A 26,447-nucleotide genomic window follows, 5' to 3' on the forward strand; every position below is an offset into this window, starting at 1 on the left:
TAGCGGTCAGAGGTTGCCGCGCTTCTCCTGCTCGCGCTCGATCGCCTCGAAGAGCGCCTTGAAGTTGCCCTTGCCGAAGCCCATCGAGCCATGCCGCTCGATCAGCTCGAAGAAGACGGTCGGCCGGTCCTGGACCGGCTTGGTGAAGATCTGGAGCAGATAGCCGTCCTCGTCCCGGTCGGCGAGGATCTTCAGCTCGCGGAGGGTCTCCACCGGGACGCGGGTGTCGCCGACCCACTCCCCCAGGGTCTCGTAGTACGAGTCCGGGGTGTCCAGGAACCGCACCCCGGCCGCGCGCATCGCCCGCACCGTGGCGACGATGTCGTTGGTGGCGAGCGCGATGTGCTGGACGCCGGGGCCGCCGTAGAACTCCAGATACTCGTCGATCTGCGACTTCTTCTTGCCGACCGCGGGCTCGTTGAGCGGGAACTTCACCTTGCGGGTGCCGTCCGCCACGACCTTCGACATCAGCGCGGAGTACTCGGTGGCGATGTCGTCGCCCACGAACTCCTTCATGTTGGTGAAGCCCATGACGTCGTTGTAGAAGCCGACCCACTCATCCATCCGGCCGAGCTCCACATTGCCGACGCAGTGGTCGATGGCCTGGAAGTTCCGCCGCGCCGGCGGGTCGACGATCGGCTCGGCCTCCGCATAGCCGGGAAGGTACGGGCCGTCGTAGCCGGTGCGCTCGACGAGGGTGTGGCGGGTGTCGCCGTAGGTGCGGATCGAGGCCACCACCACCGTGCCGTGCTCGTCCTTGAGCTCATGCGGCTCCTCGATCCCGGCGGCGCCGTGCTCGACGGCGTACGCGTACGCGGCGCGCGCGTCCGGCACCTCCACCGCGAGGTCGATCACCCCGTCGCCGTGCTCGGCGACATGCTCGGACAGGAAGCGGCCCCAGGCGCCCACCGGCTTGACGACGGAGGTGAACACGAAGCGGGCGCTGCCCGAGACGAGGACGTAACTGGCCGTCTCCCGGCTGCCGTTCTCCGGACCGGAGTAGGCGACGAGTTTCATCCCGAAGGCGGTGGCGTAGTAGTGCGCGGCCTGCTTCGCGTTGCCGACCGCGAAGACGACCGCGTCCATCCCCTTCACGGGGAACGGGTCGGCGTGCCGTGCGTCCCCCTGCTGCAGCATCTCTGTCGTCTCAGTCATACTTCGCAGCGTCCTCCCAAGGCTCAAGGTGCGCAACACTTCGCGAAAACGCTGGTCAGGATGTATAGCCTGAGCAGGCTTCCATGGAGCATCCTGTACAGGGTGACCACCGTCACAGAGAACGCCACAGAGACCACGGAGACCTCAAGGGGGGACCGCATGGGGATCGACGGGCTCGACGCTCGCCTGATCGAGCTGCTCGCCGAGGAACCGCGGATAGGCGTGCTGGAGGCGTCGCGCCGCCTCGGTGTCGCCCGCGGCACGGCGCAGGCGCGGCTGGACCGGCTGCGGACTCAGGGGGTGATCCGGGGCTTCGGCCCCGATGTGGACCCGGCGGCGCTCGGCTATCCGGTCACCGCGTTCGCCACGCTGGAGATCAAGCAGGGGCAGGGGCAGGACGTACGGGCCCATCTGGCGACCGTTCCCGAGGTGCTGGAGCTGCACACCACCACGGGCCACGGGGACATGCTCTGCCGGTTGGTGGCCCGCTCCAACGCCGACCTTCAGCGGGTGATCGACCTGGTGGTGGGGTTCGAGGGGATCGTCCGGGCCTCGACGGCGATCGTGATGGAGAACGCGGTTCCGCTGCGGATCATCCCGCTGGTGCGGCAGGCGGCGCTGGACTGAGGGCGAGCGCCCGCGGCGGTCCCTGAAGCGGGTCCAAAGACTCCGTTGCAAAGAAAGTGTTGCAAATGAGTCTTTGCATGCTTACGCTGCCGCGCATGGCAGAGAACGAAGAGCCTGCGCCCGACGACGTCCGGGTGCTCGACCCCCGCACGCTGCGCGGGCTCGCGCATCCGCTGCGCATGCGGCTGCTCACCGCGTTGCGCGAGTACGGACCGGCCACCGCGTCCCAACTGGCCGACAGATTGGGGGAGTCGAGCGGTGCCACCAGCTACCATCTGCGACAGCTGGCCACCTATGGCTTCGTCGAGGACGACCCGGAGCGGGGCAAGGGGCGGGAGCGGTGGTGGAAGGCGGCGCACAGAGGTACGCGCTGGAACGCCGACAAGTTCCTGGCCCACCCCGACCCGGCCGTACGGGGGGCGGCGAACACGGTGCTGCACGAGGTGGCCACCCAGCACACGCAGGAGATGTCCACCTTTCTGGGCACCCTGCACGGATGGTCGGGGGAATGGCGGGCGGCCTCGGACCTCAGCGACTTCTACATGCGCCTCACTCCCGAACTCGCCCGCGAAATGCGCGACAAGGTGCACGAACTGATCGAGAGCTACCGCGAGAAGGAGGTGGACCGGGACACCGAGGGCTCCGCCCCGTACCGCGTCCATCTGCACGCCTTCCCGCGCGAAGAGGACTGACCGATCCCTGGGGGGAACGACATGTACGGCGACGACATCCATCTGTGGCTGCACCACATACGCGCCGGGCGTCTGCGGGACGAGGCCCGCGAGGCGTCCCGGCCCCACCGCCGCTCCCGTCCCGCCCGCGCCCGGGTGCTGCGCGCCCGGGTGGGCTGGACGCTGGTGGAGGTCGGGCTGCGGCTGGCCACGCCGCGGCTACCGCAATCCGGTCTGACGGCGCGGTTCGACCACTGATATGGCCGACGACACAGGGGACAGAGAGCGTAGGGGAAACAGCGGTGACCGAAGACCGCTCATGCTCGTCCTCGCCGCCAACACCGTTTCCATAGCGGGCAATTCGCTCACACTGATCGCCGTCCCGTGGTTCGTCCTGGAGACCACGGGGAGCGCGGCCAAGGCCGGGTTAGTTTCCTTCTGCGCGACCCTGCCGGTGGTCGTCTCGGCCGTCATCGGCGGCCCGGTCATCGACCGGGTCGGCCGCAGGCGGGTCTCCATCGCCTCCGACGCGCTGTGCGGGGTGGCCGTCGCCACGATCCCGGTGCTGCACTTCGCCGGGCTGCTGCGGTTCTGGCAGCTCTGCGCGCTGATGGCGTTCTGCGGACTGCTCCACGCACCGGGCGAGACCGCCCGCCAGGTGCTCGTCCCCCCGCTGGCCGAACGGGCGGGCACCACCCTCAGCCGCGCCGCCAGCTTCTACGACGGGGCCTCGCGCGGCGCCAGGATGCTGGGCGCGGCGGTCGGGGGACTGCTGATCGCGCTGCTCGGCCCGCCGTCCGTACTGCTGCTGGACGCGGCCACGTTCGCGGCGTCCGCGGTGCTGATCATGGCGGGGCTGCGCGGGCTGCCCGCCGCCGCGCCGCGCAAGCCCGTCGTGCCGGTGTCCGCCCGCGCCTACCGCGCGGAGCTGGGCGAGGGGTACCGCTTCCTGCTGCACCATCGGCTGCTGCTGGCCATCGTGCTGATGGTCATGGTCACCAACGGCCTGGACCAGGGCCTGTCCTCCGTACTGCTGCCGGTCCACGCCGAGCGGCATCTGGGCGGTTCGGTGCAACTGGGGCTGCTCACCGCGCTGTTCGGCGGCGGCGCGCTGGTGGGGGCGCTGCTGTACGGGGCGGTGGGCGACCGCTTTTCGCGCCGGACCGTCTTCGCGGTGAGCTTCTTGGTGTGCGGGCTGCCGCGCTTCCTGATCGCCGCCTTCGTTCCCGGTGTGTCCCCGCTCGCCGTGACGATGGCGGCCAGTGGGGTCGCGGCCGGGATGCTCAACCCGATCCTGACCACGGTGACCTACGAGGCCGTCCCCGATGAGCTGCGCAGCCGGGTCTCGGGCGCGCTCACCGCGGGGGTGTGGGTGGTGATGCCGCTCGGTGGGCTCGCGGCCGGGTGTCTGGTCGAGGGAGTGGGGCTGACCGCCGCCTTCCTGGTGACGGGCGGGGTCTACTTCCTGGCCACGCTCAGCCCGCTGGTCTTCCCGGCCTGGCGCGGGATGGACGAGGGGACAGCGGCGGACAAGAGAACGGTGGCGGACGAGAGGACGGCGGCGGACAGGGCGGCGGCGGCGGACGAGAGGACGGCGGCGGACAGGGCGACGGCGACGGACGAGAGGACGGCGGCACCGCTCAGCAGTGCGGGACCGCGCCGCCCGACCGCAGCGCCCGCAGAGCCGTCACGGCACCCTTGAGCGTGGTGACGGGGATCAGTCGCAACCCCTTGGGCAGTTCGGCGGTGGCGTCGGCGCATTCGGCCTTCGGCACCAGGAAGACCGTGGCGCCGTCCCGCTTGGCGGCCTGCGTCTTCAGCGGGACCCCGCCCACGGCCCCGACCTTGCCCTTGGCGTCGATGGTGCCGGTGCCCGCGATCGTCCGGCCGCCGGTGAGATCGCCGCCGCGGCCGTCCCCGTCCAGCTTGTCGATCACGCCGAGGGAGAAGAGCAGCCCGGCGCTCGGCCCGCCGACGTCGGCCAGGCGCAGGGTGACCTTGACGTCGCGCGGGGAGCGGTGGAGATAGCCGAGCGCGGCGCTGGTGGCCGAGGACTGGGACTCCCGCATCTCGTCGGCGTTGTGCCGCTCGATCTCCTTGGTGGTGCCGCCGACGTAGACCGAGTCATGCGGCATGACGGCGCGGTCGGTGGCGAACCAGCCGCTGATCACGTCCTTCAGCCGCACGGTGGCGTCCGGTCCGGTGGCCAGGATCGTCGTCATCCGCAGCTGCCCGGTGGTCTTGCGGGTGCCGCTCCCCGAGACGCTGATCACCTGCTTGCCGCGGTCGGCGCCGAGGACGTTCACGGTCGAACCGGGCTGGGCCACGGTGAACGGCAGCGGGGCGAACGCGGCCACCGCGAGCAGGGCGAGCACGGGCGCGGAGCAGAGCGCGAGGATGCGGGCGCGGGGGGAGACGGCAGGCATGGTGCGAATCTAGTTGACCGCCGGGACGGACGGGGCGCCGCCCCGACCCCCGAAGGCTTGGCGGGCGGCGGGCACGGGCCCTGACAGACGGCGGTCACGAGCCCCGGCAAGTGGCGGACGCGGACCCTGACGGGCGGAGGGCCCGAGCCCCGGCAGACGGCGGACACGAGCCCTGACAGACGGAGGACGCAAGCCCTGACGGGCGGAGGGCCTGAGCCCCGGCAGACGGAGGACGCGAGCCCTGACAGACAGCGGGCACGAGCCCCGGCAGACGGCGGGCGCGGATGGTCGGCTCAGCTCGTGATGCCCGGCCGACGCTGGCAGGCGCACGGCGCCCGGCCAAGGGCGCCGGGCTCACGGCTCCCGGCCGCATGGCCGCCCCCCTGGGCCGACCCCGGGGGGCGGGGCGCCCATCGAGGCTGCCACCACGGCGTGCTGTGCCACGCCGGACGCTCAGCTCAGGGCGTCCGAGACCTCTCGGGCCGCGTCGACGACCCGTGGGCCGACCCGGTCCGGTACCGAGTCGCAGAGCATGACGACCCCGACGCTCCCCTCGATCCCCGTCACCCCGATGAGCGGGGCGGCCGCGCCGCTCGCGCCCGCCTCCAGTTCGCCGTGGGTGAGGGCGTACCCGGGGTCGTCGGGGCGGCCGGCGCGGGCGGCGAGGATCGCGCGCCCGGCGGCGCCCCGGTCGAGCGGATGCCGGAATCCGGCCCGGTAGGCCACGTGGTAGTCGGTCCAGGTCGGCTCGACGACCGCGACGGCGAGGGCCTCGGTGCCGTCGACCAGAGTGAGGTGGGCGGTCGCGCCGACGTCCTCGGCGAGGGAGCGCAGCGCGGGCAGCGCCGCTTCCCGTACGAGCGGATGCACCTGGCGGCCGAGCTGCAGCACCCCCAGCCCGACGCGCGCCCGTCCGCCGATGTCCCGGCGGACGAGGGAGTGCTGCTCAAGGGTGGCCAGCAGCCGGTAGACCACGGTGCGATTGACGCCGAGCTTGTTGGACAGCTCGGTCACGGTCAGCCCGTGGTCGGTGTCGGCGAGCAGTTTGAGGACGCGCAGTCCCCGATCGAGCGTCTGAGAGGTCTCCGCGGTCACGACGCCCCCTCCTCGGTGATGAGTGGCGGCTCTTCGCGCGGTGTGTCCGCCGGTCCCGACGACGGCGCGCGAAGAGGCCGCCGGTCGCGGTGGTCACGCACCGGCTGCGCTCCGCGGCGGCGCTGCCACGGGGCGTGTGCGTGCCCGAACGCTAGCGAGCCGGTCCGCTTTGCGGAAGGGTTTGTCCAGAATCCGAGCAGAACTGCCAAAGAGAACGACATGGGAGCATCCCGAATCGCCCCGGTTCATCCGGATTGATAAGGGGGGCGTGCGACCGGTTCATGAAACTTTTCGAAAAGGGGTTGCGCTGAGGCGGACCCGTCCGCCTCAGCGCATACGCCTACACATACGTCTACGGATGCGGATACGGGCACGGACGCGCATCCGCGTCACCGCATCCGCGTCGCCCACTCCTGAACCTTCTTGATCCGCTCGCGGATCTGTCCCGCCGTCGCCTCCGCGCTCGGCGGGCCGCCGCAGACCCGGCGCAGCTCGGTGTGGATCACGCCGTGTGGCTTACCGCTCTGGTGGACATACGCCCCGACCAGCGTGTTGAGCTGCTTGCGCAGCTCCAGCAGCTCCTTGTGGGTGACCACCGGCCGCCGCTCCGCCGGAAGCTCCAGCAGATCCGCCTCCGCGTCCGGCCTCTTGCGGCTGTGTGCGATCTGCTTGGCCTGCCGCTTCTGGAGCAGCATCTGCACCTGGTCGGGTTCGAGAAGCCCGGGGATGCCGAGGTAGTCCTGCTCCTCGTCGCTGCCCGGATGCGCCTGCATGCCGAACTCGGCGCCGTCGTACAGCACCCGGTCGAAGACCGCGTCCGACTCCAGCGCTTCGAAGGGGAGTTGGTCCTGTTCGCCGGTGTCCTCGTCCTGCTGCTTCTCGGCCTCCTCGAGGAGCTTCTCCTCCTCCGCGTACGGGTTCTCCTCCTCGCCGTCCTTCTTCGGCTTGTCCAGGACGTGGTCGCGCTCGACCTCCATCTCGCCCGCGAAGCCGAGCAGCGTGGGGATGGTGGGGAGGAAGACGGACGCGGTCTCGCCGCGCCGCCGCGACCGTACGAAACGGCCGACGGCCTGGGCGAAGAAGAGCGGGGTGGAGATGGTGGTCGCGTAGACCCCGACCGCCAGCCGGGGCACGTCCACCCCCTCCGACACCATGCGGACCGCGACCATCCAGCGGTCGTCGGAGTGGCTGAAGTCCTCGATCCGCTGGGACGCCGCCGCCTCGTCGGAGAGCACGAGCGTCGCCTTGCTGCCGGTGATCTCGCGGATCAGCTTGGCGTACGCACGGGCCGAATCCTGGTCGGCGGCGATGACGAGCGCCCCCGCGTCCGGGATGCCCTTGCGGACCTCGGTGAGCCGCTGGTCGGCGGCGCGCAGCACATTCGGCATCCAGTCGCCGCGCGGATCGAGCGCGGTACGCCACGCCTGGGAGACGGCATCCTTGGTCATCGGCTCACCGAGCCGCGCCTCGAGCTCGTCACCCGCCTTGGTGCGCCAGCGCATGTTGCCGCTGTAGGAGAGGAAGATGACGGGGCGCACCACCCCGTCGGAGAGCGCGTTGCCGTAGCCGTAGGTGTAGTCGGCGGACGAGCGCCGGATGCCGTCGTTGCCCTCTTCGTAGGTGACGAAGGGGATGGGGTTGGTGTCGGACCGGAACGGGGTGCCGGTGAGCGCGAGCCGCCGGGTCGCCGGCTCGAACGCCTCCAGACACGCCTCGCCCCAGGAGCGGGAGTCGCCGGCGTGGTGGATCTCGTCGAGGATGACGAGCGTCTTGCGCTGCTCGATGCGGTTGCGGTGCAGCATGGGCCGGACGCCGACGCCCGCGTAGGTGACGGCGATCCCGTGGTATTCCCGGCCCAGCGGGCCCGCGCTGTACTCCGGGTCCAGCTTGATGCCGACCCGCGCGGCGGCCTCCGCCCACTGCTTCTTCAGATGCTCGGTCGGCGCGACGACCGTCACCTGCTGGACGACGTGGTGGTGCAGCAGCCAGGAGGCGAGGGTCAGCGCGAAGGTGGTCTTACCGGCGCCGGGGGTCGCGACCGCGAGGAAGTCCCGCGGCTGCTCCTGGATGTACTTGTCCAACGCACCCTGCTGCCAGGCGCGCAGCTTGCTCGCGGTACCCCAAGGGGCCCGGCCGGGGAAGGCGGGCGAGAGGTGATGGCTGGTGGAGGCGGCAGTAGTACTCACGGTCTCCGTCGGGCTGGCTCGGCGGGGTCGATCAGGAACCGCGTCAGCCTACCGGTGCCGTCCCCACGCTTCGGAGGTACGCCCTGATCCCACCCGAGGGTGGGATCAGACTCACATTCCCTCGTGCAACCCGCGCAGCCTGGCTGCGATGTCCGCCACGTCGTCGAGCGCGCCCGCGGCCACGCCGACCACCAGCTTGTACGCCTCGTCCTGGTCGACGTCGAGCATCTCGGTGCCGTTGAGGTCGAGAAAGACCACTGTGCACATCCACGCCATCCGTTTGTTGCCGTCCACCAGCGGGTGGTTGACGGCGAGCGACTGGAGCAGCGCGGCAGCCTTCTCGAAGAGCTCGGTGTACGCCTCTATGCCGAACATCTGTGACTGCGGACGATGCACAGCCGAGCTCAGCAACCCCAGATCGCGCACCGCGATCTGCTGCCCCCCGCAGGCGATGTCCGCCAGGTCCAGCACTTCCTGGACCGTCAGGTACTTCACTTACTGCCCCAGCCTCCGCAGAAGGTCCGCGTGGCGTGCCGCGTACTTCGCCCCCAAGCGCTGGACCGACTCCCGGTCCGCTTCCTGTTCCAGATACCGGTCGATCGCCTGAAGCACTATGGCGTGCATGCTGCGGCCCTCCTCCTCAGCCCGCTGCTTGAGCGCCTCTTGCTGGTCGTCGCGCAGTCGGAGATTCATAGCCATACCAAAACGGTACCACTAGTGGGGCCAATGTGGTACTACTCGATGACCGGCCGCAACCGCGTCGTCACCCACGCCCCCGCCAGCGCCACCGCCGTCATCGCCACGTAGACCGCGCCGAAGGCGGCCGGCTGGTGGGCGGCGGTCGAGCCGGTGGCGGCGACATCGCCGCCACCGAAGGTGACGAAGAGGACGCCGCTGAGCCCGACCAGCGTGATGTTGCCGAGCGCGTCGGAGACCTGGAGGGAGGCGGAGTTGCTGCCCGCGTCCTCCGGACGGGAGAGCTTCAGCAGCAGCACGCTCCCGCTGGAGATGGCCAACCCCATCCCATAGCCGCCGATCACCCAGGCCACGGCCACGATCCAGGCCGGGACGGAGTCGATGAGGGCCAGGAGCACCATGGCGATGGACACGGCCATGAGGAGCATGCCGAGGCCCATCAGCCGTTCGCGGTGCGGCTCCAGGCGGGGGCGGCTCTGGGTGTACGAGCCCAGGGCCCAGGTGAGTCCGCCGCCGGTGAGACAGAGCCCGGCGGCGGTCGCGGACAGGCCGCGCTGGGTCACCAGCATCAGCGGGACGAAGCTCTCCGCGCCCAGGAAGGACCCCGCCGCCACCCCGCGCAGCAGGATCACCGACGGCAGCCCGCGGGCGGCGCGGAAGGTGCCCTTGGGCAGCAGCCGCAGTACGCACGGGACGATCAGGGCGAGCCCGGCGGCGGCCGGGACGAGCGAGAGCCAGCTGAGGTCCTGGCCCGCGTACTGCAGCAGCCCGGCGCCGGCCGCGACGGCGAGCGCGAGGAGGATACGGCGGCGGTTCATGCCCGCGGAGCGCTCGCTCGGGGCCAGGGCGCGCAGCGCGGGGAGCATCACCGCGAGCGGCGGCAGCACCAGCACCGGGATGGCCAGGAACACCCAGCGCCAGCCGACCTGTTCGGTGACGGTCCCGGCGGCGAGCGGGCCGACGATCACCGGCAGCACCCAGGCGGCGGAGAAGGATGCCAGCACGGCGGGCTGCAGCCGCTGCGGATAGGCGCGGCCGACCACCACATACAGCGCGACGATCACCAGCCCGCCGCCTATGCCCTGCACCGCGCGCCCGCCCACGAACATCCACATCTGCTGTGCCGAACCGGCCACCAGCAGCCCGGCGGCGAACGCCGCGATCCCGGTGAACAGCGGCGCCAGCGGCCCCTTGCGGTCGCACCACTCCCCCGACAGCGCCATCGCGAACAGGCTCGCGGTGAAATAAGCGGAGAAGGCGTACGCGTAGAGCTCGACCCCGTCCAGCGCGCGGGCCGCGACCGGCATCGCGGTGTTGACCGCGCTCGCCTCGAAGGCGATGAGGGAGACGACGGTGACGATGCCCAGAGTCAGGGCACGGTAGCGCCTCCCCAGTACGGTGTCGCCGGTGTCGCCGCCGCCCTCCAGACCCAGGTCCAGACCCAGGTCCAGGTCTCCGTCGTGCGGCTCGGGTGGGAGGGGGGACGCCTGGGGCGGCAGGGCGGCGCCGTCCGTGACGGCGGCGTCGGCGTCATGGGGGTCGCGAGGGGTCATGGCGTCAGAGTAAGTGGCGTTTCGGGATGTCACACCTGTCGCGGGACGGAGCCGCGCTCGGCCGTTGGCCCTAGGCACCCTGTCCGCGCCGCGGGCCTTCGGTCCTGGCCGTCCCCGGCCCCTACGTGGTGAGCACGACCCCCGCGTACGAGGCCCCCGCGATCACCAGCCACGCACACAGCCCCAGCGCCGCGACCCGGGCGCCGGTGCGGGTGAGTGAGGGGAGGTGGACGGCGCTGCCGAGGCCGAAGAGGGCGGCGGCGAGGAGGAGTTCCTGGGCCGTGGCGGCGGTGTCCAGCGCGGTGGTGGACAGGAGGTCCGTGCTGCGCAGGGCGGTCATCGCGAGGAAGCCGAGGACGAACAGCGGCACCAGCGGCGGCCGCCGCTTCGCCGCCTCGCCCACCGTCCCCTCGCCGGCCGCCGCCTTGGCGCGCCCCCGCGCCCGTACGGACGTCGCGAGCGCGGCGACCAGCGGGGCGAGCATGGCCACCCGCACCAGCTTGACCAGCACCGCGTCGCCCAGCGCGGCCGGCCCGGCGGTCTGCGCGGTGGCCACGACCTGGCCCACGTCGTGCACGCTCGCCCCCACCCACCGGCCGAACGCCACGTCGTCCAGCCCCAAGGGGTGCTGAAGCAGCGGCAGGACGGCGATGGCGAGGGTGCCGCACAGCGTCACCAGCGCCACGGAGGTGGCCACGTCGCGTTCATCGCTCTCCGACACCTCGCTCACCGCGCCGATGGCGGAGGCCCCGCAGATCGAGTAGCCGGTCGCGATCAGCAGCGGCTGATCGCCGCGCAGCCCCATCCGGCGGCCGAGCCACCAGGTGCCGCAGAAGGTGGCCGCGACCACGCCCAGAACCATCGCCACGGTGGCCCAGCCGAGGCCCAGCACATCGCTCAGGCTGAGCTTGAGGCCGAGCAGCACGATGCCGAGCCGCATCAGCCGCTTCCCGGCGAAGGAGAGCCCGGCGCGGCAGACGCCCCGGACGAGTCCGCGCGCCCCCGGCAGATGGGCCGCGACGATGCCCAGCACCACGGAGGCGGTCAGCAGGGGAACGGCGGGGAGCAGCCAGTGGACGCCCCAGGCGGCCGCGACCCCGGCCACGGCGAGTCCGAGCCCGTACGCCGTGGCCGGCGGCCGCCATCCGGCAGCCTGCCGCGCCCGGCCGGGCGCGGCGGTCAGCGTCACTGGCCGTCCGCCGTCGGAAGGCCCTGGACCTCGTCCGCCGTCGGGAGGTCGTAGACCCGCCGGACGCTGCTGCCCAGGCGGGCGATGTCCGCCCCGTAGACATGGATCGAGATCGCCTTCGTCCCGCAGGCGTTCCACACCCTGTGGATATCTCCGGGTGGCGCGAAACCGCACACCGCGCCCCGCGGGTTGACCACGTCCTCGACCGCGATCAGCCGCGAGCCCGGGCCGTCGGGGACGAGGCGGTAGCGCCGCTCGTGCTCCTCGCCCTCGTGGACGCCGGTCACACACCAGGACACATGGTCGTGGATCGCCGTGCGCTGACCGGGCAGCCACACCAGCGCGACGATCGAGAAGCTGCCGTCGGGCTCGGCATGCAGCACATGCTGGCGGTAGCGGTCGGGGTCGCCCGCGCGCTGCTCGGGGGTGAGCAGATCGGGCGCGCCGAGGTGGGGCGCGAGCCGCTCGCCGACCAGATAGGCGGTCACATCGGGCGCCAGCCCCCGGTCGACGGCCTCGCGGACGTCGCCGACGAGCTCGCCGAGGCGTGCCGTGAGAAGACGGGAGGACGGATACGCGGTCGGGGTGCTCATGGTGGCAGCGTCCCGCCGCCCGCTCCATCACGTCCAACGACAGCTTGTTGAGCTGTCCCCAAGCGCTGCTTATGGATGGCGCTCATGGACGAGCGCCCGGCGCACGGCCGCGCTCAGCATCCGACCCGGTTCCCCGCCACCGCCTTCAGTTCCTCCAGCACCCGCGCGGTGGCCGGTATCTCCAGATGTTCGCGCAGTACATACGCCGAGACATGGCGGCGCGAGGCGGGGTCCAGGGCACGCCCGGTGACCTTCTGGTGGCACAGGAACGAGAGCACCAGCCCCGGCATCATCGCCACGCCCAGCCCCGCCGCGACCATGCTCTGCACCACCAGATTGTCGTCGGTGGTGAAGGCGATGTCCGGGGCGAAGCCCTGCTCCGCGCATTCGTGCAGGAAGTTGGCGCGGCACCGCAGACACCCGGCGATCCAGCGCTCCTCGCTCAGTTCCGCCAGCTTGACGGCCCGCCGCCTGGCCAGCGGATGCCCGGTCGGCAGCAGCACCGTCAGCTGGTCCTCCAGCAGCGGGATCTCCACCAGCTCGGCCGGGGTCTCCTCGCGCAGCCCGGGATAGGTGAAGGCGAGCGTGATGTCGCACTCCCCGCGCACCACCCGCCCCAGCGAGTCCGGCGGCTCGCCCTCCAGAAGCTCCACCCGCACCCCCGGATGGGCGGCGGCGAGCCGGGCCATGGCCTCGGGGATGAGGGTGGCGTTGGCGCTGGGGAAGGCGCAGACGCGGACCCGGCCCGAGCGCAGCCGGGTGATGGCGCTCATCTGCTGTTGGGCGGTGGAGATGCTGGTCAGGATGGTGTCGGCGTGACGGGCGAGGGTCTCCCCCGCCTCGGTCAGCCGCATCCCCCGGCCGACCCGGATGAACAGCGGACTGCCGACGGCCCGTTCCAGCGCCTTCATCTGCTGGGTGATGGCCGGCTGGGTGTAGCCGAGCGCGCGGGCGGCCCCGGAGTAGGAGCCGGAGCGCACCACCTCGTGGAACGTCTTCACGTGCCGGGAATCGAACACATTCGCATCATACGGAGAAGCGGCCGGAAACCATAAGCGCAATTTGGGTCCGCACAAGATCACCCCAACCGAAGCTTTTGCGTCACGCGGACCGCCGCCACGGCTCATGCGCCACACCCGGCACATCACACCCCCCGGTCAAGCACGGTCAAGATGACGAAGCTGGGGCAAGCTGACTCCATGCCGCACTACACCTCGTACGACGGAACCGAGCTGGCCTACCGCGTCCTGGAGGCCCGGGACGGCTCAGCGGGGCCGCCGCTGATCTGCCTGGCGGGCGGGCCGGGGCGCAGCGCCGCGTATCTGGGCGACCTCGGCGGACTGAACGCCCATCACACCCTCGTCATCCCCGACAGCCGCGGCACCGGGGACTCCCCACCCGCCGCCGACCCCAGTGGCTACGCCTTCCCGGGGCTCGCCGAGGATCTCGAGGCGCTCCGCCGCCATCTGGACCTCGCCCGCTTCCCGCTGCTCGCCCATGACGCGGCCGCCGCGACGGCCCAGGCGTACGCGGCCGCCCACCCCGAGCGGCTCGCCCGGCTGATCGTGGTCTGCCCGGGCGCGCGGCTGCAGGGCGAACTCCCCGAGGACGCCCGGGAGATCTTCGAGTCCCGCGCCGACGAGCCCTGGTGGCCGGAGGCGTATGCGGCGGTCCAGCTGCTGCCCGACACCACCGACCTCGCCGAGGTGCGCAGGCTGCTGCTGCAGGCCGCCCCCATGGCGTACGGCCGCTGGGAGGAGCCCCAGCGGGCGCACGCCGAGAGCGAGGGCGAGCAGCTCGGGCCCGTGCCCCGGGCCGGTTTCTGGCAGGGCGTCGACGAGGCGGGGCGGCGCGCGGTGCTGACCCGGCTGCGCGAGGTGCCGTGCCCGGTGCTGGCGATCACCGGCGACCGGGACGCGGTGACCGGGACGCGGGCCGGGGAGCTGGTCGCCGAGTCCTTCCCGGACGGGCAGGCGCGGCCCCTGCCCGGGGTGGGCCACTATCCGTGGGTCGACGACCCGGATCTCTTCCGCCAGGTGGTCGAGGACTTCCTGGCGCACCGCCCCACGCCGTGAACCGGGGCCCGGCCGCGCCCCCGGGCCTGCGCAGCCGGGCGGACGCATCCGGGCGGGCACCCCCAGCCGGGCGTATCCGGGCGGGCCCATCCGGCGGCCATGAACGCAGTGTGTCAGTCGTATGGCAGCCCCCGCCTCGGCGTTGTGCCCGCCCCACCCCCGCCCTATCGTCGGGAACAGAGCACGACATCGGCCGTGTGCCCGAGTGGTTGAGGGGCTCGACTGCAAATCGAGTTACGTGGGTTCGATTCCCGCCACGGCCTCCACACACCTTGCGCGGGCGCCCTCAGGGGCGTCCGCGCAATACGTTGCCGCTCGGTGAACTCTCGGACATGCTCTGGACACACGCGCCCGCCTGACGCATGCTCATCCACGCCGTCAGCCATCTCGGCGCCGGGGATACCCCAGGTAAATCCCTAGGACTTCGGCGATTTTCACACTCTCGCCACGGAATGGTCTCCTGACCCCCTCACTGAGTGCAATTGCGTCTCATAGGGTCGGTGTGGTGCCTGCGGCCGCGCGGAAAACGACTCCCGGTCGACAGGCACCTTTTTCGACCGTGGTTCCATCCTCAATGGGGGAAATGTGCAGCCCGCCGCACCGGCCGCCCGTCTGCCGCTCTCGACCGGCCAGAGTGAGATCTGGTTCATTGAGCAGCTGGAGCCGCCGGAGAGCACCACCTTCAGGGTCGGCGAGTACCTGGAGATACAAGGACCGATAGACACCGAGATATTCGAGCGGGCACTGCGCCGGGCCGTGGCGGAGGCCGAGCCCTACAACGTGCGGGTCGGCGAGGACGACGGGGAGCCCTGGCAGATCCTGGACCCGGTGACCGACTGGGAGCTGCCGAAGCTGGACCTCACCGGCGAGGACGACCCCTGGGCCGCGGCCGAGCGGTGGATGAAGAACGACCTGGCCACGGGGGCGCTCAAGCTGGGCGACTACCCGGCGTTCTCGTTCGCCCTGCTGAAGGTGGAGCCCGAGCGCTTCCTCTGGTACCAGGGCACCCACCACATCGTGTCGGACGCCGGATCGGCCGCCCTGCTGGGCCGGCGGACCGCCGAGGTGTACACCGCGCTCGTGGAGGGGACCGACCCGGCCGAGGGGGAAACGGTCTTCGGCTCCCTGCAGGCGATGGTGGACCAGGACGCGGAATACCGGGCCTCGCCGGATTTCGCCAAAGACCGCGCGTACTGGCTGGAACACGTCGGCGATTCCCCGCGGCCCGCTCGGCTTTCCACCCACCCCACCAGGGAACTTTCCACCGTCCTCCGGCAGACCGCCTACCTGACCGAGGAGGAAGCGGTCGAGCTGCGGGCCGCCGCACGTAAATACGCCACCCACTGGTCGGCTATGATCATCGCAGCGACCTCTCTTTATCTGCATCGATTGACCGGTAAATCGGACATCATTCTCACGCTGCCGATCTCGGGCCGTACCGATGCCACCGCCCGCGCCATTCCCGGGATGTTCGCCAATGTGGTGCCGCTGCGTATCCAGGTGCGCGCCGATATGCGAATACGGGAGCTGGTACGGCAGATCTCACGCGAAGTCAGGCAGGCCCTGCGGCATCAGCGTTACCGCCGTATCGACCTGGCCCGGGATCTGCGACTTCCGGACGGCGGAAACGGATTGCTCGGCCCGCACGTCAACATCATGACGTACGACTACGACTTCCACTTCGCCGGTCACCGGGTCAAGGGCCACAACCTCTCCAACGGAACCGTCGAGGACCTCTCGATCATGGGATACGACCGGTCCGACGGGACCGGTATCCGGATCGACCTCAACGCCAATTCCAACCTCTACACCGAGGACGCCCTCATCGCGCACCGGGAGCGCTACCTCGGCCTGCTGCGCTCCCTCGCCGACACCTCGGACCTGCGGCGCACCGTCGGCTCCCTGGAGCTGCTGTCCGCCGAGGAGCGCCGGCGGGTCCTGGACGCGCCGGGCGAGACGGCGCACCCGACCTCCGGCGCCCTCCTCCCGGAGCTGCTGGCGGCCCAGGCCGCCCGGACCCCCGACGCCCAGGCCCTGGTCTGCGACGACACCGTGCTCAGCTACGCGGAGCTGGACCGGGCGGCGAACCGGCTGGCCCGGGTGCTCATCGCGCGCGGCGCCGGGCCCGAGCGCACCGTCGGCGTGGCCCTGCCCCGCTCCGCCGACCTGGTCATCGCGCTGATCGCGGTGCTCAAGACGGGGGCCGCGTATCTGCCCCTGGACCTGGACTACCCGGCCGAGCGGCTGGCGTACATGCTCGACGACGCAAGCCCCGCCCTCGTCGTCACCCGCGCCGACAGCACCGGGGCGCTCCCCGCGCACCACGGTGTGGGACGGCTGCTGCTGGACGTCGTGGACATCACGGGCACCCGGGGCGCGGGAGACGTTTCCGCTCCGGCGGTGGCGATCGACCCCGAGCACCCCGCGTACATCATCTACACCTCGGGCTCCACCGGCCGCCCCAAGGGCGTCCTGGTGCCCCACCGGGCCGTCGCCAACTGCCTGGAGTGGATGCGGGACGCCTACGGCCTCACCTCCGGGGACCGGATGCTGCAGAAGACCCCGGCCGGGTTCGACGCCTCGGTCTGCGAGTTCTTCCTGCCGCTGCTCAGCGGCGCGACCCTGGTGGTCGCCAGGCCCGGCGGCCACAAGGACCCGGCGTATCTGGCGCGCACGGTGCGCGAACAGGGCATCACCGCGCTCCAGTTCGTACCGTCGATGCTCCAGGCGTTCCTCGCCGACCCGGACGCCGCCGACGCGTGCGCGGGCATCCTGCGGCGGGCCTCCAGCGGCGGTGAGGCGCTGCCGCGCGAGACCGCCGAGCGGTTCCACGAGCGGTTCCCCGGCGTGCCGCTGAGCAACCTCTACGGGCCCACCGAGACCACCATCCAGATCGCCCACCACTCCTCCGCGCCCGGCGGTGAGGGCCCGGTGCCGATCGGCCGGCCGGTGTGGAACACCCGGATGTACGTCCTCGACACCGCCCTGAAGCCCTGCCCGGCCGGGGTCACCGGCGAGCTGTACGTGTCCGGGGCGCAGCTGGCCCGCGGCTATCTGGGCCGCCGGGCCCTGACCGCCGAGCGGTTCGTCGCCGACCCCTACGGCCCGCCCGGCACCCGGATGTACCGCACCGGCGATCTGGCCCGCCGGCTGCCGGACGGCGACGTCGAGTACGTGGGCCGCACCGACGGCCAGGTCCAGCTGCGCGGTTTCCGCATCGAGCTGGGCGAGGTCGAGGCGGCGCTGCGGACGCTCCCCCAGGTCGCCGAGGCCGCCGCGGCGATCCGCACCGACCGGCCCGGCGACCAGCGGCTGGTCGCCTATGTGACGGCCGCCGGCGACACCCCGCCGGACGCCGCCACGGCCCGCGAGGCGCTGGGCGAGGTGCTGCCCGAGCACATGGTGCCCAGCGCGGTCGTGGTGCTCGGCACCCTCCCCCTGGACGCCAACGGCAAGCTGGACCGCGCCGCACTGCCCGCGCCCTCCTTCGAGGCCGCCACGGGCGGGCGGGCGCCCCGCACCCCGCGCGAGGAGGCGCTGTGCGCGCTCTTCGGCGAGGTCCTGGGCGTCGACGGCGTCACCATCGACGACGACTTCTTCCTGCTCGGCGGCCATTCGCTGCTCGCCTCCAAGCTGGCCAGCCAGGCCCGCGCCGCGCTGGCCACCGAGCTGTCGATGCGCGACCTCTTCGAGGCGCCGACCGTCGCCCGGCTGGTGGCCCGCCTGGACGCCGCGGGACCGGCCCCGGCGCAGCCGCAGCAGTCGCTGGACATCCTGCTGCCGCTGCGCGGCGAGGGGCAGCGCCCGCCGCTGTTCTGCGTCCACCCCGGCGGGGGCCTGGGCTGGTCGTACACCGGGCTGCTCCGCCATCTCGCCCCGGACCAGCCGGTGTACGCCCTCCAGGCGCGCGGGCTGACCGAACCGGACGTCCTCCCGGCGAGCGTCGAGGAGATGGCCGCCGACTATCTGGGGCAGATCCGGACCGTCCAGCCGACCGGTCCGTACCATCTGCTCGGCTGGTCCTTCGGCGGGCTGATCGCGCACGCCATGGCCACCCGGCTGCAGGAACAGGGCGAGGAGGTCGCCACGCTGGCCGTGGTCGACGCCTACCCCGACAACGCCCAGGCGCTGCCCGAGGCACCGGAGCTCAGCAAGCGTCAGTGGCTGGGGGTGCTGCTCGACGACATCGGGGGTGGCGACATCTTCGCCCCGGGCTGGCTGGAGGCGCACCCCGACGGGGCGGACGGCACCGCCGGCCTGGTGGCGGACCTCTGCCGGGAGACCGGGCTGCCCGCCCGGCTGCTGGAGGGCGAGGCCGGCTTCCCGCTGCTCGACATCCTGCGGAACGACCAGGAGCTGATGCGCAAGTTCGCGCCCGAACGGTTCCAGGGCGACATGCTGATGTTCCGGGCCCTGGAGGAGATCCCGGGCTACCGGCGCGATCCGCTGCATGTGGCGGACGCCTGGCTCCCGTTCGTGGACGGCGCCCTGGTGGTGCACGGCGTCCCCGATCACCACTACCGGATGATGCGGGAGGAGTCCCTGAACCGGATCGGCCCGGTGGTGGCGAAGGCGCTCGAACCCGGCCGCCCCGCGCCCGGCACCGGCCGCCCGGCCGAGCGCGACCGCCCGGTGCTGAGCACGGCCGCCATGCGCTGAGCGGGGAGGCCGGGCCCGGGGGCTGAGTACGAAAGCCACCGGCCACGGAGCACGGGCGCCCCGCGGGCGCGGGGCGCCCATCCGCGTCTTACGGACGCGTCGGCCACGTACGGTCGGCGCCTTACCGACGCGCCGGCTACGTACGGTTGACGACCGCCGCCTGGGGGCGGATCGGGAGGCGGTTGACCGGACGGCCGGTGGCCGCACGGACCGCCGCCGCCACCGCCGCCGGGGAGGTGACCACCGGCACCGCGCTGACCGGCTTGGCGCCGAAGGGGGCCACCACGTCCCGCTCCTCGACCAGCTTGACGATGCGGATGTCGGGGACGTCCAGGGCGGTCGGCAGGGCGTAACCGGTCAGGTCGGGGTGGCGGACCACACCGCGCGAGGTGCGCAGGTTCTCGGTGAGAGCCGCGCCGATGCCCTGGGCGACGCCCGCCTCGATACGGGCCCTGAGCTGACGCGGGTTGAGGATCCGGCCCACGTCCTGGGCCACCGTCATGTCGACGACCCGTACCGCGCCGATCTCGATGTCGACGTCCACCACGGCGCGCACCGCGCAGTAGGCGAGCCCGACGAAGGCGTCACCCTGCCCAGTCTCGTCCAGCGGCTCGGTGGGATGCGGACGGCACTGCGCGGTGGCCCACAGCTCCTTGCCCTCCAGGGCCTCCTCGACGGTGGTGCTGAGCACCCCGTCATACGAGGTGATCTTGCCGTCCGCGATGCTGAGCAGCTCGGTCGACATGCCGAACGTATGCGCGAGCGGCTGCAGGAGCTGGGTGCGGACCATCTTCGCGGCCCGCTCGACCGCACCGCCGGAGACCCAGGTGTGGCGGCCGCGCGAGGCGGGCCCGGCCGGGGGCTGGTCGGTGTCGATGGGCGCGATATGGACCTCCTCGATACCGAGGACGTCCTGGACGATCTGGCGGGCCAGAGTGGCGAAGCCCTGGCCGGTCTCGACGGCCGCGCAGATGACCGTGGCCACCGGGCCGGTGACCTTCACGGTGGCGGTGGAGACCTCGTCGGCCCCCTCGGCGCCGAGCATATGGACCATGCCCAGGGCGTAGCCCACCCCGCGCCGCACGGCGGCCGGGTCGCCCGCGCCCTCCAGGCCACCCGGCAGCAGCCACTCCTCCTCCGGGTCGTCCTTGGGGAGAGCGGGCAGCGGTGCATCCCTTACGGCCTGCAGCAGTTCGGCGACCGGGGCCGGGCAGGTGACGGTCTGTCCGGTGGGCAGCAGATCGCCGGTGGCCATCACATTGCGCATCCGGATCTCGACGGGGTCGATGCCCAGCTTGGCCGCCAGCTTGTCCATCTGGCCCTCGTACGCCGCGCACACCTGCATCGCGCCCTCGCCGCGCACATGGCCGGAGGGCGGGTTGTTGGTGCGTACGGCCCAGCCCTCGATGAAGGCGTGCGGGACGACGTAGGGGCCGCAGGCGAAGGAGACGGCGGCGGCCAGGGTGTCCCCCGAGGAGTCGGCATAGGCACCCGCGTCCAGCAGGATCTGCGCCTCGACCTTGACCAGCTTGCCCTGGGCGTCCGCGTGGTGGCGGTAGCGCAGCAGGGTGGGATGGCGGTGGGCGTGGCCGAGGAAGGACTCCTCACGGGTCGCGGCCAGCTTCACCGGATGTCCGGTGCGCAGCGCCAGCAGCCCGAGCGGCAGCTGCATCCCCGGGTCCTCGCGCTCGCCCATGGCACCGGGGACGCCGGTGACGACGACCTTCACCCGCTCCGGCTCCAGCCCGAAGCAGGCGGCGGCCAGGTCGCGGTCGGCATGCGGATCGGTGGAGGCGGTGTAGATCTCCACCCCGCCGTCGGGGCGCGGCACGGCCAGGCCCGCCTCGGCGCCGATGGGCGCCGGGTCCTGCCGGCCGATGCGGTACAGCCCCTCCGCGATGACCTCGCCGACCACGTCCGGGTCGCCGAAGGACAGCGGGATATGGCGGACCAGATTGCCGTCGGGATGCAGCGGCTCGGCGGAGAACGCCTGCTCGGGGTCGGTGACCGGCTCCAGCACCTCGTACTCGACGGCGATGGCGGCGGCCGCCAGCCGGGCCGTGTCGGGGTGGTCGGCGGCGACCGCGGCGATGGGCTCGCCGTGGTGGCGGACCAGGTCCTTGGCGAAGACCGGACGGTCGGCGACCCGGCGGCCGTGGGAGGCGTCTCCGGGCACGTCGGCGTGGGTCACCACGGCCCGTACGCCGGGCATCTCGACGGCCTGCGTGGTGTCGATGGAGACGATCCGGGCGTGCGGGTGCGGGGAGCGCAGCACCGCGGCCCACAGCAGCCCCTCGGCCCACAGGTCGGCCGCGTACGGGAAGGTGCCCGTGGTCTTGGCCGCCGAGTCGGCGGGCTGCAGGGAGACGCCGAGGCCCATGGTGGACGGGGGCTGGATGGGCGTTCCCGCGGCGGGGGTGGCGGTGACGGCGCCCCCGCCGTCCGCGATTCCGGTCATGCCGATGCCCTTCCGCTACCGCTTCCGTTGACGCCCCCGTTGCCGGTGATGCCGTGCGGTCCCGTCTGGTGCGGGATACGGGCCGGGTCCTGGTGGGCGTCGGGTCCGCCGTCCGGCTCGGCCTGCGCCGCCTCGTCGGCGGCCTCGCGGCCCGCGACGACCTCGCGGACGGCGTCGAGGATCCCGCGGTAGCCGGAGCAGCGGCAGAGGTTGCCGGAGATCGCCTGACGGGTCTCCTGGTCGGTGGGGGCGTGGTTGCCCTCGAGGAGGTCGTGCATGGTCATCGCGAGCCCGGGCACGCAGAAACCGCACTGTACGGCCCCGCATTCGGCGAGCGCCCGCTGGACGTCGGAGGGCTGTCCGCCGGTGGCCAGGCCCTCGACGGTGCGGACCTCGCTGCCCGCGGCGGTGGCGGCGGGCACCAGGCAGGAGGCGACGAGCCGCCCGTCGACCTGCACCGAGCAGGCCCCGCACTCGCCCTGCGAGCAGCCGTCCTTGGCCCCGGCGAGGCCGAGGCGCTCCCGCAGGACGTAGAGCAGCGACTCGCCGATCCAGACGTCGGTGACGGGGCGGTCGGCGCCGTTGACGCGCAGCACGTAGGAGGCGAGCGGATGCTCGCTGTGGCTCGGCTGCTCATCGGCGGCAGGGGCCGCCTCGGCGGAGGCGGGCTCCGCAAGGGGCTCGGCGGGGGCGTCAGCGGCTTCCGGAGCGTCGGTCGGGGTTCCGGCCGGGGCGGGCGCCGCGGCGGCCTCAGCGGCCGCGAACTCGCCCTCGGCCGCGGCCGGTTCGGGCTCCTCGGTCGCGGGCTCGGCGGGCTCCTGCCCGGCGTCGTCCGGCAGCGCTTCGGCGGGGGCCTCGGCGGGGGCTTCGCCGGCGTTCGGCGCGGCGTCGGGGGCGTCGGTGTGGCCCGCGCCGTCCTCGGGGCCCGGGTGCGGGGCGTGCCCATGGGTGTCGTCCGCGAACCGGTCGTCCGCGAACGCGCCGGGCCGACTCGTCTCCTGGGACAGCCCGGGCGCCGGGCTGCCGTGCGGCGGGGTCTCCAGTCCGGCGTGCTGACCGTCGACCGGGAGCGCGCCGGAGTCCCCGGCGACCGGACCGTCGGGCCGCCGCCCGGGGCCGTCGGCGGGCATCCGCTCGCCGGGCGCCGGGCTGTTGTGGGGCGGGGCGCCACGGGGCGCGGTATGCAGCCCCTGGTGCCCCTCGGCCGCGAACTCGCCCGAGTCCCCGGCGGCGGGCCCCGGCCACGCCGGGTCCTGGCGGTCGGGCATGCGCAGCCGGCGGCGGGCGGGCGGCTGCGTGGGGGCGGCCGGCGGGGCGGACGCGGCCGGGCCCGGGTGGCCCTCGACCGCGTACTCCCCGGAGTCCTCCACGCCCTCCTCGGCGGCCGGAACCGACCACTGGCCGGTGTGTCCCTGCTGCTGCCCGGGCTGGGGCTGGTGCGGCTGGTGCGGCTGGTGGGGCTGGTGCGGCTGGTGGGGCTGCTGCCGGGGCGCCGACCCGGCGAAGGGCATCCGCAACTGGGCGGTCGTCTGCGGGTCCTGAGGCCCGTCCGCGTGGCCGCCGTACGGCGGCGCGGCCGGGCCGGGGTGTTCGTCGACCCGGTACTCACCGGTCTCGTCGACCCCGTCGTCGCCCGCGACCGGGATGGTCCACTGGCTGGTCTGCACGGGCCCGCCCGCGCCGTTGTCGGACGAGGCGGGCACCGGCCAGTCGTCCACCGGCCAGTCGTCCACCGGCCAGTCGTCCACCGGCTCCTCGGCCGCCGGAGCCGGCCAGTGGCCGGTGTGCGGCGGGTGGTGGCCCTGCTGGTCCTCGGCGGGCACCGGCCACTGGACGGAGCCGTGCGGATCGTGGTGGCCGCCGTACAGATAGCCGCCGTCGGTCTCCGCGGTGGTCCAGTGCCCGGTCATGCCCTGGTCGTGGGCGGACGGCTGCCACTGGCCGCCATGGGACGGGTCACCGTGCCCCACGTCCATCGGCGGGGGCGCGTAGCCCGTGCCGGGCGCCGCGAGCGGGTCCCAACGGCCGGACGGGTCGGTCGGGTCCGGGTGGGCGTAGTCGGGCGGCAGCTGTACGAACGCCGTCGACTCGGCGTCGTACTCCGGGCCGTGCGGCATCGGCTGCCATCCGCTCCCCGGATCCGGCCGGTGCGGCTGCTGTTCATCACTCACGCGAGTGCCCTCCCCAGAGCTCGGCGGGCCAGGGCCGCCACGGTACGCCTCAGGTGGATCGCGGCAGGTGGCAGGGGGACCGGCTCGCTTCCGTCCTGCGCGGGCAGCGGATCGGGGATGCACGCGGCGGCGACGTATTCACCGAAAGCGGTGGTGACCTGCGGATCGAGATGGCCGCGGTCGCCGTCCCAGTCGATGAGCGAGGCGACCCAGCGCTCGGCGTCCAGGGGGCGCAGCGGCATCGGCGCGACCGCCCCGACCGCGCAGCGCACCCCGCGCCGCGCGGGGTCGAGGACGAGGGCGACCGAGGCGGTGGCCCGGCCGGGCCCGGTGCGCCCGGTGGCCTTGATGAAGGTCTGCGGGGCGTGCAGCAGCGGAACCCGGACGAATCCGACGAGTTCACCGGGGTTCAGCAGATCGACCCCGGCGAGCAGATGGCTGACCGGGATCTCGCGGCGGGACCCCTCGGGCCCGGCGATGATGACCGTGGCCTCCAGCGCGGCGAGCACCGGCAGCGCGTCGCCGGTGGGGGCGGAGGTGACGATGTTGCCGCCGAGGGTGCCGGCGTTGCGGATCTGCGGTGGTCCGGCGGCCCGTGCGGCCGCGGCCAGCGCCGGGATCAGCGCGGCGAAGTCGGGGCGCCCCATCCGGGCGTGGGTGAGTCCGGCGCCGAGGAGGGCGTGCCCGTCCAGATAGCGCCAGCCTCGGATTTCGCTGATCCGGCCGAGGCCGACGAGTGCGGCGGGCCGCAGCAGGCCGGAGTTGACCGCGGCCATCAGATCGGTACCGCCCGCCACGGGCACGGCGGCGGGCATGGCGGCCAGTGCCGCCACGGCCTCGTCGAGCGTGCCCGGCAACGTCACCGTGTGCGCCGCCTGCGGTGCGTGCGTGGTCAACCCAGCTGCCCCTTCCCCGGTGTCCCGGCTGTTGCGCCGTACGGTACGTGCTGACAGCCCGGACGTGGCAACTCTGGCACATCTTGCGAGCCCGCCGTCGCGGGGGTCCGTGATCCGTTGATCCGTCCCTGACCTGGGGGATGGTACGGGTTTGGGGCAAGGTCTCCGCCGGGAGTGGATTGCCACGTTTCAGGGACCCTTGTGCGATTTGGTCTTGCGCCGGAGGGGCTACGCTCCCCGGGGCGGCGGAGCGTCGGCGCGTCCCATTTCAGGGCCCGGCCGACCCGGCCGCGGCGGGGCGGCTCACACGGTCGGGGGCGCTCCCTCACGCGGGCGTCCGAGCAGGCCGGGGCGCCGCTGCCAGGGAAGCGGACCGGCGGGCGGGCGGTAGCTCACGCCGAGCGCCTCCAAACGCGCGTAATGTGCCTCCATGCGCCCCTGGAACGCCCCGAAGTCCCGTTCGGACGACGGCGGCAGCGCCGACCAGACGACCTCGGCGAAGGCGGCGAGCCGGGGGAAGGTCTGGTAGTCCACCCGTCGGCGGTCCTCCATCACCTCGGTCCAGACGTTGGCCTGGGCGCCCAGCACCCGGTCCGCGTCGGCTCCGGTGAGCTCCGGTGGAACCGGTTCGAAGCGATAGACATCCTCCAGGGTGCGGACGTAGCCGATCGGGACCGGCTCGTCCTCGCCCGGAGCCTGCCGGTGGTCGAAGTACACCTGCTGCTCGGGGCACATGACGACGTCGTGGCCGGCCCGCGCGGCGGCGATCCCGCCCGCGTAGCCGCGCCAGGAGGAGACCGCGGCGCCCTCGGGCAGCGGGGCGTCGGCCGCGCCGCCCTCGAGGATCTCGTCCCAGCCGATCAGCCGGCGCCCGCGCGCGGCGAGCCAGTGGCCGAAGTGGCGGATGAACCAGCTCTGCAGCTCGTCCTCGTCGGCAAGGCCCTGCGCGCGGATGCGCTCCTGGGCGGCCGGGGACGCCTTCCACTGGTCCTTGGGGCACTCGTCGCCGCCGATGTGGACGAAGGTGCCGGGGAACAGCTCCAGCACCTCCTCCAGCACGTGCTCGAAGAAACGGAGCGTGTTGTCGGTGGGGGCGAGTACGTTCGGGTTGACGCCCCAGGTGGTCCAGACTCCGAGGGAGGCGGTGTCGATGACATCGGTGTTGCCCAGCTCCGGGTACGCGGCGATGGCGGCCTGCGAATGCCCGGGAATGTCGATCTCCGGCACGACGGTGATATGCCGCTCGGCGGCGTAGGCGACGATCTCGCGGATGTCGTCCTGGGTGTAGTAACCGCCGTGCGGCCGCTCGTCCCACAGTGGGGAGGCCCGGTGGCCGAGCTTGGTGCGATCACGCCAGGCGCCCGTCTCGGTCAGCTTCGGATAGCGGCGGATCTCGACGCGCCAGCCCTGGTCGTCGGTGAGGTGGAAGTGGAAGACATTGAGCTTGTGGGCGGCGAGCAGGTCGAGATAGGCGAGGACGCCGTCCTTGGGCATGAAGTGGCGGGCCACATCCAGCATCAGCCCGCGCCAGGCGAACCGCGGCGCGTCCTCGATCGTCCGCTCCGCCGGCTCCCAGGCGGCCTCCGCGCCCCTGAGGGGGGCGCGGCGGAAGGCGTCGGGGCCCAGCAGCTGACGGAGCGTCTGCGTGCCCCAGTGGACGCCCGCGGCCGTGCCGCCCGCGATCTCCACCCGGCCGTCGGCGACGGTGAGCCGGTAGCCCTCGGGCTCGAGCGCGGCGTCGATCCGCAGCGTGACGGTGTCGGGGCCGCCGGGTTCGCCGTCCGGCAGGGACAGGCCGAGCGCCTGGCCGAGAGTGGTGCGCAGCAGGCGCGCCACGCCCTCGGTGCCGGGGCCGGCGGCCAGGGCGGTGTGCCGCGGGTGGATCCGCGCGCCCGCGCGGCCCGTACGGCTCTGGTCATGGCGGGGCGCGGGGATCAGCCCCGCGGCGTCGTATGTCATCTGCTCCCTCATCGGGCCTTGTCGAGGCTGTCGGGGCT

The 26,447-nt window shown here is 72.8% G+C and carries 20 protein-coding genes and 1 tRNA gene; 7 read left to right on the forward strand and 14 right to left on the reverse strand.

Annotated elements, in window-relative coordinates; translation table 11 throughout:
- Positions 1-6: 6 nt before the first annotated feature.
- Positions 7-1,155 carry a 4-hydroxyphenylpyruvate dioxygenase gene (gene hppD / locus AS97_RS18995; protein ID WP_059144488.1) on the reverse strand — a complete coding sequence of 383 codons (1,149 nt, stop codon included), beginning with the start codon at positions 1,153-1,155 and terminating at the stop codon, positions 7-9.
- A 159-nt stretch (positions 1,156-1,314) separates the two neighbouring features.
- Here hppD and AS97_RS19000 point away from each other — a divergent pair, with 159 nt between their 5' ends.
- From AS97_RS19000 to AS97_RS19015, 4 genes are all read left to right on the forward strand, one after another.
- Positions 1,315-1,782 (forward strand): Lrp/AsnC family transcriptional regulator, encoded by a 468-nt coding sequence (locus AS97_RS19000; RefSeq protein ID WP_059144489.1) that lies wholly within the window; start codon positions 1,315-1,317, stop codon positions 1,780-1,782.
- Between the two features lie 95 nt (positions 1,783-1,877).
- A complete protein-coding gene (locus AS97_RS19005; RefSeq protein ID WP_059144490.1) occupies positions 1,878-2,474 on the forward strand; it encodes a helix-turn-helix domain-containing protein in 597 nt (198 codons plus the stop codon).
- Positions 2,475-2,495: 21 nt separating this feature from the next.
- The gene (locus tag AS97_RS19010) at positions 2,496-2,711 is read left to right on the forward strand and encodes a hypothetical protein (protein ID WP_086708384.1); all 216 of its coding nucleotides are present in this window, start codon (positions 2,496-2,498) and stop codon (positions 2,709-2,711) included.
- A gap of 61 nt (positions 2,712-2,772) precedes the next feature.
- Positions 2,773-4,155, forward strand: a complete 1,383-nt coding sequence (locus tag AS97_RS19015) for an MFS transporter (protein WP_247204418.1) — start codon at positions 2,773-2,775, stop codon at positions 4,153-4,155.
- Here AS97_RS19015 and AS97_RS19020 read toward each other — a convergent pair.
- The 9 genes from AS97_RS19020 to AS97_RS19060 form a co-directional block, all read right to left on the reverse strand.
- Positions 4,094-4,879 carry a S16 family serine protease gene (locus AS97_RS19020; protein WP_059144493.1) on the reverse strand — a complete coding sequence of 262 codons (786 nt, stop codon included), beginning with the start codon at positions 4,877-4,879 and terminating at the stop codon, positions 4,094-4,096. The genes AS97_RS19015 and AS97_RS19020 overlap by 62 nt on opposite strands.
- Positions 4,880-5,332: 453 nt before the next feature.
- On the reverse strand, positions 5,333-5,974 hold the full coding sequence (locus AS97_RS19025; RefSeq protein WP_059144494.1) for a helix-turn-helix domain-containing protein: 642 nt from the start codon (positions 5,972-5,974) through the stop codon (positions 5,333-5,335).
- A gap of 389 nt (positions 5,975-6,363) precedes the next feature.
- Complete coding sequence (locus AS97_RS19030) at positions 6,364-8,160, reverse strand: DEAD/DEAH box helicase (protein ID WP_059144495.1); 1,797 nt, start codon at positions 8,158-8,160, stop codon at positions 6,364-6,366.
- Between the two features lie 111 nt (positions 8,161-8,271).
- On the reverse strand, positions 8,272-8,655 hold the full coding sequence (locus tag AS97_RS19035) for a type II toxin-antitoxin system death-on-curing family toxin (protein ID WP_059144496.1): 384 nt from the start codon (positions 8,653-8,655) through the stop codon (positions 8,272-8,274).
- On the reverse strand, positions 8,656-8,853 hold the full coding sequence (locus AS97_RS19040; protein WP_059144556.1) for a ribbon-helix-helix protein, CopG family: 198 nt from the start codon (positions 8,851-8,853) through the stop codon (positions 8,656-8,658).
- 41 nt (positions 8,854-8,894) lie between these two features.
- A complete protein-coding gene (locus AS97_RS19045) occupies positions 8,895-10,409 on the reverse strand; it encodes an MFS transporter (protein ID WP_079059402.1) in 1,515 nt (504 codons plus the stop codon).
- A 121-nt stretch (positions 10,410-10,530) separates the two neighbouring features.
- On the reverse strand, positions 10,531-11,598 hold the full coding sequence (locus tag AS97_RS19050; protein WP_059144497.1) for a putative sulfate exporter family transporter: 1,068 nt from the start codon (positions 11,596-11,598) through the stop codon (positions 10,531-10,533).
- Entirely contained in the window at positions 11,595-12,191 is a 597-nt protein-coding gene (locus AS97_RS19055) for a cysteine dioxygenase family protein (RefSeq protein WP_059144498.1), read from the reverse strand. Before AS97_RS19055 ends, AS97_RS19050 begins: the two co-directional genes overlap by 4 nt.
- A 113-nt stretch (positions 12,192-12,304) precedes the next feature.
- Positions 12,305-13,210, reverse strand: coding sequence for a LysR family transcriptional regulator (locus AS97_RS19060; RefSeq protein ID WP_059144499.1), 906 nt, complete (start codon positions 13,208-13,210; stop codon positions 12,305-12,307).
- Between the two features lie 180 nt (positions 13,211-13,390).
- Between AS97_RS19060 and AS97_RS19065 the strand changes: the two genes are divergently transcribed.
- The 3 genes from AS97_RS19065 (at position 13,391) to AS97_RS19075 (ending at position 18,925) form a co-directional block, all read left to right on the forward strand.
- The gene (locus AS97_RS19065) at positions 13,391-14,266 is read left to right on the forward strand and encodes an alpha/beta hydrolase (RefSeq protein ID WP_059144500.1); all 876 of its coding nucleotides are present in this window, start codon (positions 13,391-13,393) and stop codon (positions 14,264-14,266) included.
- A gap of 191 nt (positions 14,267-14,457) precedes the next feature.
- Positions 14,458-14,532, forward strand: a tRNA-Cys gene (locus tag AS97_RS19070).
- Between the two features lie 319 nt (positions 14,533-14,851).
- Positions 14,852-18,925: an amino acid adenylation domain-containing protein gene (locus tag AS97_RS19075; protein ID WP_247204419.1), complete on the forward strand. Its 4,074-nt coding sequence runs from the start codon at positions 14,852-14,854 to the stop codon at positions 18,923-18,925.
- A gap of 136 nt (positions 18,926-19,061) precedes the next feature.
- On the opposite strand, the gene AS97_RS19080 is transcribed toward AS97_RS19075, so the two are convergent.
- The 4 genes from AS97_RS19080 to AS97_RS19095 all read right to left on the reverse strand — a co-directional run bounded on the left by AS97_RS19080 (position 19,062) and on the right by AS97_RS19095 (position 26,409).
- Positions 19,062-21,383, reverse strand: a complete 2,322-nt coding sequence (locus AS97_RS19080; RefSeq protein ID WP_059144502.1) for a molybdopterin cofactor-binding domain-containing protein — start codon at positions 21,381-21,383, stop codon at positions 19,062-19,064.
- Complete coding sequence (locus AS97_RS48600) at positions 21,380-23,554, reverse strand: 2Fe-2S iron-sulfur cluster-binding protein (RefSeq protein ID WP_282615685.1); 2,175 nt, start codon at positions 23,552-23,554, stop codon at positions 21,380-21,382. Before AS97_RS48600 ends, AS97_RS19080 begins: the two co-directional genes overlap by 4 nt.
- The gene (locus AS97_RS19090; protein ID WP_210565339.1) at positions 23,551-24,450 is read right to left on the reverse strand and encodes an FAD binding domain-containing protein; all 900 of its coding nucleotides are present in this window, start codon (positions 24,448-24,450) and stop codon (positions 23,551-23,553) included. Before AS97_RS19090 ends, AS97_RS48600 begins: the two co-directional genes overlap by 4 nt.
- A 303-nt stretch (positions 24,451-24,753) precedes the next feature.
- Positions 24,754-26,409, reverse strand: a complete 1,656-nt coding sequence (locus tag AS97_RS19095) for a beta-N-acetylhexosaminidase (protein WP_210565340.1) — start codon at positions 26,407-26,409, stop codon at positions 24,754-24,756.
- Positions 26,410-26,447 lie beyond the last annotated feature (38 nt).

Source organism: Streptomyces sp. AgN23 (assembly GCF_001598115.1).
Classification (GTDB): domain Bacteria; phylum Actinomycetota; class Actinomycetes; order Streptomycetales; family Streptomycetaceae; genus Streptomyces; species Streptomyces antimycoticus.

Bases quoted from the DNA above. Each gene is read 5' to 3' on its own strand.
- AS97_RS19015 (WP_247204418.1), top strand. From the start codon at position 2,773: ATGCTCGTCCTCGCCGCCAACACCGTTTCCATAGCGGGCAATTCGCTC.
- AS97_RS19095 (WP_210565340.1), bottom strand. From the start codon at position 26,409: ATGACATACGACGCCGCGGGGCTGATCCCCGCGCCCCGCCATGACCAG.
- AS97_RS19020 (WP_059144493.1), bottom strand. From the start codon at position 4,879: ATGCCTGCCGTCTCCCCCCGCGCCCGCATCCTCGCGCTCTGCTCCGCG.
- AS97_RS19000 (WP_059144489.1), top strand. From the start codon at position 1,315: ATGGGGATCGACGGGCTCGACGCTCGCCTGATCGAGCTGCTCGCCGAG.
- hppD (WP_059144488.1), bottom strand. From the start codon at position 1,155: ATGACTGAGACGACAGAGATGCTGCAGCAGGGGGACGCACGGCACGCC.
- AS97_RS19055 (WP_059144498.1), bottom strand. From the start codon at position 12,191: ATGAGCACCCCGACCGCGTATCCGTCCTCCCGTCTTCTCACGGCACGC.
- AS97_RS19010 (WP_086708384.1), top strand. From the start codon at position 2,496: ATGTACGGCGACGACATCCATCTGTGGCTGCACCACATACGCGCCGGG.
- AS97_RS19040 (WP_059144556.1), bottom strand. From the start codon at position 8,853: ATGAATCTCCGACTGCGCGACGACCAGCAAGAGGCGCTCAAGCAGCGG.
- AS97_RS19080 (WP_059144502.1), bottom strand. From the start codon at position 21,383: ATGACCGGAATCGCGGACGGCGGGGGCGCCGTCACCGCCACCCCCGCC.
- AS97_RS19045 (WP_079059402.1), bottom strand. From the start codon at position 10,409: ATGACCCCTCGCGACCCCCATGACGCCGACGCCGCCGTCACGGACGGC.
- AS97_RS19005 (WP_059144490.1), top strand. From the start codon at position 1,878: ATGGCAGAGAACGAAGAGCCTGCGCCCGACGACGTCCGGGTGCTCGAC.
- AS97_RS19065 (WP_059144500.1), top strand. From the start codon at position 13,391: ATGCCGCACTACACCTCGTACGACGGAACCGAGCTGGCCTACCGCGTC.